This window comes from Synechococcus sp. UW179B (assembly GCF_900474245.1).
Taxonomy (GTDB): domain Bacteria; phylum Cyanobacteriota; class Cyanobacteriia; order PCC-6307; family Cyanobiaceae; genus Synechococcus_C.
In genome coordinates, this window is sequence record NZ_UCNZ01000026.1 from 391,413 (window position 1) to 402,996 (window position 11,584).

Consider the following 11,584-nt stretch of genomic DNA (forward strand, 5'->3'; position numbering starts at 1 on the left):
GGGCCACGGCCATGCCTATGGCTGGCAATTAGCGCTGCTGCGTGCGTTGTCGCCAGCAGCGACGTAGTCATGTAGATGCCCCGCCAGGGTGTGCACCAAGCGACGACGGGCCTGGCGAGAACTCCAGCCCATGTGGGGACTGATCAACAGGTTTGGGGTTTCCAGCAACCGTTCCAATTCAGACCCAGGCGGTTCCACAGGCAACACATCGAGGGCGGCGCCAGCCAGCTGACCATGGCGCAAGGCCGCGCAAAGATCTTCCAGATTCACCAGGCCGCCGCGGGCCATGTTGACGAGCAGGGCGCTGGGTTTCATCCAGCTGAGCCGCAGGGCGTTGATCAGGTTCTGCGTGTGCGGCGTCAGCGGAGCGTGAAGGCTGAGCACATCAGCCTTGCGCAGGGCTGCTTCCAGCTCAGCGCTGCTGCTGCGGCTGGTGAGGGCGATGCACTCCATCCCAAAGGCTGCACCAATCGCCAGAACCCCACGACCGATATCACCGGCGCCGAGCACCACCAGGGTCTGGCCCTCCAGTTCATTGAATTCAGGTTCGATCAGCGAAAAAACCGGGCTGCGCTGCCAGCTGCCAGCGATCAGATCCCGGCGGCGCTGATCCATCGCGCAGCAGAGCTCGAGGATCAAGGCCCAGGTGATCTGCACCACCGAGGCGCGGCTGTAGCGGCCGGCGTTGTGCACGCGGATGCCCTGCTCTGCGCAAACGGCATGGTCGATCTGATCGGTACCGGTGGCAGCCACACAGATCAGGCGCAACTTGGGCAGCTGGCGAAGCAACAGGCCATCCAAGGGAATCTTGTTGGTGATGGCGATCTCGGCATTTTGCAAGCGCTCCAAGCGCTCATCGAGGGAGGTGGAGGGCCAGGCCTGCAGATCACACCATTGCTGCATGGGCGCCAGATCAACGGGCCCAAGGCTGAGGGCATCGAGAAACACCGTAGGGGGAAGCGGAGTCCCCGCCGCTGTTTGGCTTTCATCCCCCGCCATGCGTTTGACCTGGAAGAACCCTCAGTTTGCGGGGTTCCGCCCCATCGCTCCAAATAGCTCGCGGATCAACCACTTAGAAGGACAAAACAGAGCGGAATGACAGCCCGAAATTGGATTGTCCCCAGATGGGGATTGGAGGCCCGCTTTCAGGCGCAGTAAGACGGTTGCATTCGAGGCAAAGCCATGAAGCTCGACCTTGCTCAAGCTCAACCCATGGGAAGCCTCATTGTTGAGGGAACCCACCGACCATTCCACGCCCTGGCCTGTGCCCTAAAGCCAGCCAGCTTGCGGATCGCCCTCAAGGTCACAAACCGATGAGTTCCGCAGCACAACCATTCGTTGTTCATTACAAGAAAAACGACGGCAGCCGGCACACGCTGCAACTCCATGCGACCAATCGCAAGGAAGCACGGATCATCGCCATGGAAACCAACGCCTACGTGCGTCGTTATCCCACCAGTGTGAATTCAATTCTCCATGCCGCCTGACGCCGCCTGAGGGTTGATGCTGGAGATCAAACCGTTCACGCCCTCCGACCTAGACGTGGTCACAAGGTTGGCTCGTGAACAGGATTTCGCACCCGGAGTGGGCGACATCGAGATCTATGCCAACACCGATCGCCAAGGGATCTGGTTGGCATGGCTCGACAACGAGCCTGTGGGTTGCATCGCCGCGGTGACATACAACCCCGGCTATGCCTTCATCGGCCTGTTTGCGGTGAAGTCGGAGTATCAGGGCCAGGGGGTGGGGCGTCGCTTGTGGGAACACGCGCTGGAAACGCTGAGCAACGTGGATTGCATCGGTTTGGAAGCTGCGGTCCAGATGGTGAGCTTCTACGAGAAGGCCGGTTTCGAGAAGGACTGCGTGACCACGCGCCGGCAGAAGATGTGCCTCAGCGATCAATCAGAACACCCAAACACCAGCCTGCTGCTCCGCAGCGACATCAGCGTTGTGCCGTTGCGCGACGTCTCGCTCGAGGCGATTCAGCGTTACGACGAACGCCATGAGATCAGCCCGAGGCCCCATTTTCTTGAACAGTGGCTGCGCCATAAGGCCGGGGAAGTGTTTGTGGCCATGGATGGCAAGGGTGAATGCCATGGCTACGTGCGCATTCGCCCCTGTCTGCTCCCCATTGGCGAAGGCTGGCGGGTGGGTCCGTTGCTGGCAGAAGAAGAGGCCATGGCATCGCTGTTGCTGAACAACGCCATGGACCGCCACAAGGGAGTGGTGCTGATCGACACCCCCGGCTTCAACCTTGCCGCCAAGACGATCACCAAGGCGAAAGGCTTCAAACCGATGGCCACAACGGTGCGCATGTACAAGGGCGTGATGCCGCAACCGCAAGGCCACGATGGCAACGTCTATGGCCTGGCCTGCCTCGAGCTGGGCTGATTTTCTCGATCAGAGCTAACGGCAGCGCTGCAGAAGATTCCAACCGAACGGCGCCACAAACCCGTCGTGGTTGGTGAAGCAAGAAAGAGCTACGCATAGGCAAGGCATTAGCAAGCAAAGCTCAATCCATTTGCCTGCTTTCCACCTTCTGCCTAATCGCCCGAAGCAATTGTTGGATGGTTTCCTCATTGGTGGAGATGCCACCGCTGTGGCGATCGCGGCGCGCTTCAAAGAACAAGGCGCAGCGAAGCTCGGTGAGGGTGGATGGAGAACCGGAATTCGCTTGGGCAGCGCATGGCTCAAACCCACCCATCACGTGATAACCGTTGAGTGTGTGAGCAAAGCGCTCCCACCCCCAGAGATCTCCATCCGGATCAGGAATGCGTTCCAACTCCAACTCATCGTTCGGAATGAAACGCAAGGGCATATCCAATCAGAGAGAGATGTCCTGAGCATCGCTGGTGATCACAACACAGTCATCCCTCAAGTGAGGGAGAAAGAAGACACCACAAAACCCCTCAATTGTGGGAAGAAAAAATCAGCTGAAAGAACGGCCGTATAAAGACATCGAAACAGGCTTCTTAATGACAGCAAGCCAATCAGGCCAACGCCCAATCGCCAAAAATATTGGCGGACCTGGGGCAAGAATCCAAAGAAGCACCAACTTCATGCACCTCACAAGCTCAAGTTGCAGCCAGTAAGTCAATATCAAGGCTTGATCCTTCCAAGGCCGTAACCAATCAAAAAGCCAACGGCTCCTCCGATCGACCCTGCGCTGAATTGTGTCTTTTGCGTGGATGACAGATTGTCTTCAAACCAAAAAGGCATCTCTCTAACTACTAACGAGACAGAGCCCAGTGGAACTCCATCAAGATGTTGTTGCTGAATACGAAGCAACTTGGCGACCCTGACGCAATTTGGCACTTATAGATAAAGCTCGATTTGCAGCACCACTAACGCCTGGACCATTGCAAAGCACTCTGCTCAAATGGGGCACCTATAGACATTCAGCACCTTGCCCTCATCGCTTCGGACATCGCCTGTCTTGTAGCAACCTGCTTCTACAGGAGGAACCCGAGAGCCAATGTGCGTTGTGAAGCTGTCCGATCCCTTCGCCCCAGTGGCCAAGACGACTGCGAAGGCTGCCAGTGAGAAGAGAGCGGCCAGAAACACTCGCATTGATAAGTAGCCGGGCAGTTCAGTCTGGAGGTACTAGCCCTGAAGTGCTTTCAAAATCACCTTCAAGACGGACTCGATGTCGTCTAAACGATGATTGATCTGGTCCAGGGAGCTTGAGATCTGGTTTGTGGCTGGAATCAAGCCACATCTATCCTGATGTGGCTGCCAGTTTCTAATACGTGAGGATCAACCCATCCGAGCTGCCACTCCAGAAGGCAGCAGATGCATGCAAGAAGCTGCTGGTAGATAAAAAGGTGTTGGTCTGCTCCAAAAACAGACTCACTCTTTCCGCACTCTGTCTTTGCACGCCGATTCTGCAATCACTGGTGGGTGGTGCAACTACTGAGGATGAAGCCTTACAGGTATTGCGAGAGACCCATCCAGATATCTTGATGACAAGCGAAGACCTTGAGATGGGTTATGGAATAAGGCTGATAGAAAAAGCCAAGGAACATTCATCTGACCTAAAGGCACTGATCTTTCTACAGCGAGAAACGCCAGAAGTAGTCCAGGAAGCAATGGAAGCAGGAGCTGATGGTGTGATGTTCATGTCATCCATAGGCACTGGCGACGGTGACTTCATTCACGCTTTAAGCACGACCAATAGCGGAGGCATTTACTATCCAAGGGCTGTGCGAGAAGCTGCTACAGCAAAGGTGAAACCTGCACCAGTGCTGGTCGATCCCTTATCGGAAAGAGAGCTAGACGTCATTCGCTGCATCATCCGAGGGATGAGGAACACTGAAATTGCTGATTCACTCTTCGTTTCTGCTGAAACCGTGAAAAGCCATGTCAGTACAGCGATTCACAAGCTTGGGGTAAGAGACAGAACTCAGGCAGCCGTCTTTGCCTTGACGCATGGCTTGATTGAAGCTGATATTTAAAAAAATCCCACTCCTGGCGGGGCTCTTAAGTACTCAGTAGGCAGATTAATAGCGGCTGTCCCGCCACTGCAGCCCGTAATCGGCACGATTCCAACCAGGGCAACCACAAGGGGTATCGCGTTCATGGTTGTGAGTTATCTGCATTCACCGTCGCTGAGTAAAGGCGAAAGCACTTCCCCCATTTGGGGAACAAGATCACCTAGATGATCCCTCGGATGGGGGAAGCAATATCGCAAAAAAACCATGATGATGGATTCAGGGGAAATTCAAACCATTGATGAAAAATCGTATTCTTGTATTTGGCGGATTGATCGCCTCTATTGCTGGTCTTATGGTTGTATTTGATGCATTAGGTGTAAGTGATTTAAGAAGGTGCCATACAGCAGCTGAAAGCTATCGTCAATCAACAGCGGCTAATCCCTTTGTTGTTTTAAGCGGAGTTGTTCTATCAGATCAACCGAAACCTATCACTAACACAGTAGATACAGAACTTAAAGCAATCTGTAGTTAGCTTCTATTAACGCATGCCCACATGTGGACTAGAGACTCACTCTCAGCTGCCAAGCCATCGGCCTGACCCTCTCCAGATCATCCAATAAGGGCACCATCTATTCGGATTTAAGCTCAACTACTACATCCCTTCCATGCCCTGCAATACCGACCTCGTGAGCCATATCCCTCGGAAGACTCCAGAGCAATAATCAGAATCCACAATCAGTTGGCATCACTGCGATATCTCGGATGCAGATGTGTTGTGGCTGCTGCCAGCAGAAAAGGACAATTTTGGCGAGTTCTTCCGGTTCAATGAAAGTGGGATTGCCAAGCACTTCGCAGTATTCCTCAACCTGATCCCCATCTTTTGATGAATCTCTGTTCGGATCAGCCCAGGCGCAAGGTTGATCACACGGACGTTGTGCTCAGCCTCGGACATGTTCAGGCTCTCGCCCAATGAACGCACGGCGTGTTTGCAAGCGTGATACACAGGTGCTCCTGGCGCAGGCTTGCGATCACCAATGGAGCTGATATTGATGATTGTTCCGCATTTACGTTCACGCATTCCTTTCAAAACGTGGTGAATGCCATTTGTCACCCCTTTAATCATGGTGTCGAGTTCCTCATTGATCTGCTCGAGGCTGAGACTGTCCAGTCCGCCGATGTGGATCATCCCTGCGTTGTTAATCAGACAGCCAGTGGGCCCGTACTGACTCTCTGCTGATGCAATGGCATCCCCCAGCGCTTGGGCATCGGAGACATCGAGCTGCCGGTAAAGCACTGGCTTATTGGCCAATGCGGGATCCACCTCCTGGTTTCTTGATATCAACAAACAGGGGTGACCAGCTGCAGTAAAAGCATGTGCCAAAGCCTTTCCGATCCCTGCGCCCGCTCCCGTAATCACCACCAGTTGTTCTGTCATGGCCTCGATCGACTGCCGAATTGCTCACAGCTTGGCAAGAGACCCTTCACTTCGTCACGACTAGACCTGATGAGGCACAACCTGCAGAAGTCTCCAGGGCAATAAAAAACCCCGCTTGTGGCGCGGCTGGTGAATAGTCAGTCGGGAGATCGATAGCGACACATCACGCCCCCTGCTATTCCCTAGCTGATTGACTTCAACGAGCAGCATGTCGTTTAAAGCAATTGGTTTAGCCATGGTTATTTAGATGCTTGAGCTTTGAAAGAAAAGCAGAGATTAGTATTGAAACATCGATACAGGTTTGAAGCCAGCATTTAGATTGAAAGGAACCGCAATATCCATTAGTTTTGGGCGGGGAAGGTTAAGGTTATTCATGATCTCGACAAATTCAATCCTTCGCGTCTCGGACCTTATTCGTTTATTAAAACGTTTTTGTTCACCAACAGTTGTTTGAGTCTGTCCGTTATAGTCATGACCTGGAAAAATAATACAGTCGTCAGGCAATGCATAGATAACCTTAGTGATGGAATTATAAAGATCTTGTGAGCTACCGTTTTGAAAATCTGTCCTACCACAGGCACCTATAAGCATGGTGTCTCCAGTGAAGAATACAGACTTATCGTGATTAACAAAAACCATACTGTCGCGGGTATGACCAGGTGTCTCAAGGGCAACTAAGGATTCAGAACAGAGGTGAACCTCGTCACCATTTTTGAGATGCCAATCAACATGTTTACCTTCAGCCTTAGCAGACAAGCCATAACTTACGCCAGTTCGAGCAGCAAGCAATCCACCACCTGTAATGTGGTCGGCATGGACGTGAGTGTCAAGAATTTGGTCTAGGATCAAACTCTCATCGTAGATAAGCTTTAAATACTCATCAACTTTTGACTTTACTGGATCGATAACAATAGTCTTTCTAGAACACGCGTTCGCTATAAAGTAAGTAAATGTGGAGCTTTCTTCATCGAAAAGTTGGTGAAAGATCATGTAAGGAAATTCGCTTGTATTTCTCATGGTCTTAAGCTCTTTATTAATGTTGAGTTGCGTGGAGGCCACTCTCCTGGGCCTCTTCACCATCGCTGAAACGAACTGAATCCGAATCCCCTGTTCGAGTGGTCTTTGCTGGTGCCCGATCCCCCAAAAGGGCTAGAGACTCACACCCAGCTGTCACGCCATAAGCCTGTCCCGCTCAGCTTCAACTAGGTTGAACTCTTCTGGTTCTCCGTTTAATGCCTCACAGTGACTCGCCAATACTGCAAAGACAAAGTCATTGTGCTCAATAAACATTTCGCCACCAGCTTTATAGCCTACACAGCAGGCTTAGGGATTAGTCAATGACTATCCACTCTCGTTGAGCATCAATAATTTCATAGTCATCTATAACTTCATCATCCTTATAAAGAACTAGCCCCATGTCAATCTTGCTGAACTTGTCCTGCTCATTTTTCTCTTCCTCCCAGCATTTCATGATCTCATCGTAGGATTCAGATGTATGTTCAACTTGAGATTCTCCCGTTGTTTGATTAAGGATAATTTTGTAGGTGGTCATTGTGAAAACTCTGCGAACTTATAAAGGATATAGAAGAATAAGGCATAACCACCAAGTGCCATCAATAGCTCCTGAAACACAGCCAGCGTCATTGGAGTGCCGAGGGGCATAGGTTAGGGGCAACTTCCTAAAGCATTCCCCGCCTCAGAAAGCCCCATCCATATCAGGATGCAATGTCCCCAGCTGGCACCCTTATATTAGCGATCTCATTTTATCTGATTTCTGTTCAATCGTGCCAGGCATCGGAGGCTGGAGCATTGATTGCGATCAGAAGGTCCCTGAGGAGGTGAGACGCAAATTGATAGGGCATTACTTTTATTAATCAATAACGCCTGCAAACACCTTCGGCTGTCTCTGAAAACTTTGGGTATACCCTGCTCTGATTTGTCGCGTAATAAAACTTCCCGCTCTTTCTGAGTAACAACAGCTCTACTTGTGTGTGCAGTATCTGCTGATAAAATTCAATTGCCACCCAACGTCCGGATGCATCCCGGTCAAAGATGGCTGCACCCCAAGGATCCATCTCTTGAGAGTAAGGCTGATTAATCCGTACATTTCCGTTTGGCTCATCGATTTCGACCTTCAACGCAACGGTGATCTCCTCTGATACGGGTTGAAAACCTTCCTCGTCAGTCATTGTGATGGTGCCTGCCGCTTTGCATTGGAAGTGCTCAAGCCCGGCCTCCCCAGCATTTGCAGTTAATAGAGGATTCGTAAGAGCTATTGCCAGGAGAGAGGCTGCAGACGTCATCGCGGAACGGAGCATTGGGATGGCGTCAGTCCGCGCATGATGCCGATCTTTGCTTGGTTGCGCTCTTCGCAGTAATCGATCTCATGAATTGCCAATGAAAGCCCCGCTCGTGGCGAGGCAAGAGAAATCACCTCACTCTTGATAGCGATTTGGCCATTGAAAATTGCTCAACGTCACTGATTCCACGAAGGAGCATCAGCTGGCCACCTGAGTTAAAAGACATGCTCAATGCTCTGATCTACACCTGGGTCAGCACCGCCAGAGTCATATGCCAAGTTTTGGATGGCACTCAAAAGTGAGAGAGACCACAGGCAATAAACCCATTCAACAAGTACCAGTCACCCCCTCAACCATTCGGGTCAGCTGATATGGAGGTTGACTGTTCTCAGATCTTTTGCCATCAGTGGTGTGTGGGACACGCTCTTGGTGGGGCGCCCACGTCATGAGGACGGTGGCGGCTTTTGTCGCCCCCCTCTTCATGCCCACTGCATTTGCGCCAAAAGCTCAGGAAGCTTTGCTCTGCTCGGCCTCTTCTGCTTCAGCGCGTAGGAAACGCTTGCGCTGTGCGGATTCGTATCCAGACAATTCGACTGGTTTCTTTTCGTTGGTTGGGCTCTTGGGCTTGTCTAACCCCATCAACAAAGGATGCATTCCTCTTCGGCTCATTTGACTTGTCCGTTTATTTGGATTCCGCGTCTTGGTCAGCTTGACCTGTACACGTTTGTCGATGATGACGTCTTTAAAGCAAACATGCGGTGTGATTGGACACAATTGACATGAAGTGTTGATGACAGCTGCGTCATCGCTTTCAAGCTGCAGAGCTGGATGGCGTTGAGATATTGGCCAGACAACCAGTTCTTCAGCAGCTCAAATCCCAGTGGTGGGTTCTGGTCGCAGCCAAACTGCGTTCAGCCGCACCCTCTCCATGCTCCTGCCGCTACTGACCAGCTTGATCGCCATGGCGATACCAGCAAACTCAGGCCCCTGCCCTGCTGGGGTGGTGAATCAACTCGATGGGCTCTACCGCTGGCAGGTTCAGCGAATGGAGAAGCGCATTGACCCGGTGAAGGATCTCTCCAGCCAGCGTCAGCGCTTCACACCATCACTGTTTGAGTTGCTGATCGAGGCCAGGGCTCTCACACCCGTCCGTGATGGCCGCTATCTCGACTTCGACGTGTTCAGCAATACCCAGAGCGAAACGTTCGGAGCCCACGTGAAAAGCTGCAGCGCAGGGAAGAAAAACAGCCTCCAGGCTGAGGTGTAAGTGGAGGTGGGTCTGCGCGGAAGATCCAGTGGGATTCCACGCCGTTTGCTCTACGAGATGAACCAAGACAGCAAGGACAGCTGGCGCATCAACGACATCACTTATGGCGATGAACAGGGCTTTCAGCTTAGGCCGTTTCTCAAGGAGCTATTGAATCCAAGCTCCTAATCCGCAGCGATATCGGTGCCCTCATCGAGGGCCATCAACACCATCGCTTTGAAGTCGTCATCACTGAGTTCGCCATAGGCAGCGCGCAGCTGTTGAAACAAGAACTGCATCACCTGCCCGCCGGCATCGCGGGCGGCCTCAACATTGCATCATGCAGAAATGTTGGCTTGCGACCATGCCAGCGGGGGTGATGAGCACAAAAATGTGGTCTAAAAAGTTGTCTAAAGAGTGGTCTCATTGACAAGGCAGACACAGGTTGGTGTCAGCCCATAGGTTGCCCTTAAAAATTAATTTTACGAGGAAGAACATGTCCATACAAAATCAAATCAGTGAGCTCAATCCAACATCGCTTTTTAGATTGAGTTGATGGCTGAAATGCCAGAATGATTGCTTTCATAGCGATAGTTGCTTTGCCAGAGAACGATTCAACTTCGATGGCTACAGACAAACGCACGGCGTTATTCGAGCTGCTGCTAGCAATCGCCTCTGAACAAGTTGGAACATCAGCGATGAAAGCCTCAGGGGGATTTTCCTCGCTTGGGCTAACGGTCATAGCGGCAACGGGTTATATCTTTTCATTGATTATTTTTGCAAGGAGTATGCATATTTTGCCAATGGGATTTGCCTATGCACTTTGGGTTGGCCTTGGCATGGCGATCGTGACAATCCTGGGGGTTGTCATTTACAAAGAATCGTTCAATTGGAAAATGGCGATCGGGCTAGGTCTGGTCATTGCTGGCTTAATCAGCATGAACGTTGCTTAGACCTCAACCATCCCTGGAGCCATTCAGGCATGGCCATGAATACCTGCCGTTTTGAGAGCTTTTTGAGGGCGGTTTGAGGGCTTTATGGGCTTCCCAGCCAGAGCGGCAGGCACCACAGGTGGCACACAAAAGAGTGCAATCTGTTTGAATCCTGGCAGCTAAGGATGTTGTCGCAAGCAAAGGCGGGCGATCATCCCTTCTTCATCGGCAGGCACCACAACAGTTTCGAACTCTCCCCACCACTTAAGTGATTCATTCAGCTCAATGCGAAGAGCTTCGTCGTGTTCGCCGATGCCACCGGTAAGGGCAAGGACATCCACTCCTTGCAAACTGGCAGCCATCGCTCCGAGCTGTTGCAAGAGCCGGTGGCGAAAAACGGCTAAAGCAAGCACAGCACCAGGATGGCCTGCCAGAGCCGACTCTCGAATTTCACACATATCTCCACTAAGACCGGACAGTCCCTTGAGACCTGACTCGTGCTGAAGCAAGCGACTTAGCTCTGTTTCACAGAACCCCTGTCGGATCAATTCAAGGATCAATCCGGGGTCAATGCTCCCTGAACGCGTTTCCATGACGAGTCCCTCCAGTGGGGTAAATCCCATCGTGGTGTCAATGCAGTACCCGCCCTTCAGGGCGGCAAGGGATGCTCCTGCACCAAGATGAGCACTGATCAAGCGCAGCTGGGACGCGTCACCTCCCTTTTTTCGCCAGTGATCCACAACGTATTCAGAGACATGCTGATGGTTGATGCCGTGAAAGCCGTAGCGGTGCAGTCCCTGATCACGCAGATTCTTCGGGATAGCATAGGTCCGCGCGGCCTCAGGAAGCATGCTGTGAAACGCAGTATCGAAGCATGCCCATTGCGGATAATCAGACCCCCAGCGCTGGGCCCAGGCCAGTCCGTCGAGAGCGGGTTTGTTATGCAAAGGGGCAAGCGGAATGAGCATCTGAAGTGCATGCTCTAAATCCGGCGTAATCAGCGTTGGGGTGGTGAAGTGCTCGCCGCCATGAACCACCCGGTGACCAATGAGCTGAATATGCTTTCGATAGCAATCAAGCTCTGGTGTCACCCAGTGGTCCAAGAACGAACTAATCGACTCGTTGCTGGTGCGTTTGCGATGGAAGCTCCAAACGTTGGCACCAGTGCAATCAACAAGAGCAGCTTTTAAACTGGAGCTGCCAACGTTAATGACAAGAACAAGAGCTGTCATGAGCGA

At 52.0% G+C, this 11,584-nt stretch carries 15 protein-coding genes; 7 read left to right on the forward strand and 8 right to left on the reverse strand.

The genetic code is table 11. The features are described from left to right. Nucleotides 1-15: 15 nt before the first annotated feature. Nucleotides 16-999, reverse strand: a complete 984-nt coding sequence (locus tag DXY38_RS13210) for an NAD(P)-dependent oxidoreductase (protein ID WP_115072000.1) — start codon at nt 997-999, stop codon at nt 16-18. A 183-nt stretch (nt 1,000-1,182) separates the two neighbouring features. On the opposite strand from DXY38_RS13210, the gene DXY38_RS14125 reads away from it, so the two are divergent. Genes DXY38_RS14125 through DXY38_RS13215 form a run of 3 tightly spaced genes read left to right on the forward strand, consistent with a single transcriptional unit; the run spans nt 1,183 to nt 2,391 of the window. Beyond that, nucleotides 1,183-1,317: a hypothetical protein gene (locus tag DXY38_RS14125; RefSeq protein WP_256359574.1), complete on the forward strand. Its 135-nt coding sequence runs from the start codon at nt 1,183-1,185 to the stop codon at nt 1,315-1,317. Continuing rightward, the gene (locus DXY38_RS13820; RefSeq protein WP_170952954.1) at nt 1,314-1,487 is read left to right on the forward strand and encodes a hypothetical protein; all 174 of its coding nucleotides are present in this window, start codon (nt 1,314-1,316) and stop codon (nt 1,485-1,487) included. The genes DXY38_RS14125 and DXY38_RS13820 overlap by 4 nt, the downstream gene beginning before the upstream one ends. Nucleotides 1,488-1,503: 16 nt before the next feature. Then, nucleotides 1,504-2,391: a GNAT family N-acetyltransferase gene (locus tag DXY38_RS13215; protein ID WP_115072001.1), complete on the forward strand. Its 888-nt coding sequence runs from the start codon at nt 1,504-1,506 to the stop codon at nt 2,389-2,391. A 121-nt stretch (nt 2,392-2,512) separates the two neighbouring features. Here the strand turns inward: DXY38_RS13215 and DXY38_RS13220 are convergent, their stop codons facing one another. Beyond that, on the reverse strand, nt 2,513-2,818 hold the full coding sequence (locus DXY38_RS13220) for a hypothetical protein (protein ID WP_115072002.1): 306 nt from the start codon (nt 2,816-2,818) through the stop codon (nt 2,513-2,515). Between the two features lie 931 nt (nt 2,819-3,749). On the opposite strand from DXY38_RS13220, the gene DXY38_RS13225 reads away from it, so the two are divergent. Further along, the gene (locus tag DXY38_RS13225; protein WP_115072003.1) at nt 3,750-4,454 is read left to right on the forward strand and encodes a response regulator transcription factor; all 705 of its coding nucleotides are present in this window, start codon (nt 3,750-3,752) and stop codon (nt 4,452-4,454) included. Here DXY38_RS13225 and DXY38_RS14130 read toward each other — a convergent pair. Beyond that, entirely contained in the window at nt 4,451-4,579 is a 129-nt protein-coding gene (locus DXY38_RS14130) for a hypothetical protein (RefSeq protein WP_256359575.1), read from the reverse strand. The genes DXY38_RS13225 and DXY38_RS14130 overlap by 4 nt on opposite strands. A gap of 152 nt (nt 4,580-4,731) precedes the next feature. On the opposite strand from DXY38_RS14130, the gene DXY38_RS13520 reads away from it, so the two are divergent. Next, nucleotides 4,732-4,965, forward strand: coding sequence for a hypothetical protein (locus DXY38_RS13520; RefSeq protein WP_136988131.1), 234 nt, complete (start codon nt 4,732-4,734; stop codon nt 4,963-4,965). A 213-nt stretch (nt 4,966-5,178) separates the two neighbouring features. Here the strand turns inward: DXY38_RS13520 and DXY38_RS13230 are convergent, their stop codons facing one another. From DXY38_RS13230 to DXY38_RS13245, 4 genes are all read right to left on the reverse strand, one after another. Then, nucleotides 5,179-5,868: an SDR family oxidoreductase gene (locus DXY38_RS13230; RefSeq protein ID WP_244279140.1), complete on the reverse strand. Its 690-nt coding sequence runs from the start codon at nt 5,866-5,868 to the stop codon at nt 5,179-5,181. 276 nt (nt 5,869-6,144) lie between these two features. Next, complete coding sequence (locus tag DXY38_RS13235) at nt 6,145-6,927, reverse strand: MBL fold metallo-hydrolase (RefSeq protein WP_170952955.1); 783 nt, start codon at nt 6,925-6,927, stop codon at nt 6,145-6,147. 271 nt (nt 6,928-7,198) lie between these two features. Then, nucleotides 7,199-7,420 carry a hypothetical protein gene (locus DXY38_RS13240; protein WP_115072005.1) on the reverse strand — a complete coding sequence of 74 codons (222 nt, stop codon included), beginning with the start codon at nt 7,418-7,420 and terminating at the stop codon, nt 7,199-7,201. A gap of 322 nt (nt 7,421-7,742) precedes the next feature. Continuing rightward, nucleotides 7,743-8,171, reverse strand: coding sequence for a hypothetical protein (locus tag DXY38_RS13245; RefSeq protein ID WP_244279141.1), 429 nt, complete (start codon nt 8,169-8,171; stop codon nt 7,743-7,745). An 880-nt stretch (nt 8,172-9,051) separates the two neighbouring features. On the opposite strand from DXY38_RS13245, the gene DXY38_RS13250 reads away from it, so the two are divergent. Together DXY38_RS13250 and DXY38_RS13255 are read left to right on the forward strand one after the other, a co-directional pair. Beyond that, entirely contained in the window at nt 9,052-9,435 is a 384-nt protein-coding gene (locus DXY38_RS13250; protein ID WP_244279142.1) for a hypothetical protein, read from the forward strand. A gap of 602 nt (nt 9,436-10,037) precedes the next feature. Beyond that, entirely contained in the window at nt 10,038-10,367 is a 330-nt protein-coding gene (locus DXY38_RS13255; RefSeq protein WP_115072073.1) for a multidrug efflux SMR transporter, read from the forward strand. Nucleotides 10,368-10,525: 158 nt separating this feature from the next. Here the strand turns inward: DXY38_RS13255 and DXY38_RS13260 are convergent, their stop codons facing one another. Beyond that, nucleotides 10,526-11,578 carry an acetate/propionate family kinase gene (locus DXY38_RS13260; protein ID WP_115072007.1) on the reverse strand — a complete coding sequence of 351 codons (1,053 nt, stop codon included), beginning with the start codon at nt 11,576-11,578 and terminating at the stop codon, nt 10,526-10,528. Nucleotides 11,579-11,584 lie beyond the last annotated feature (6 nt).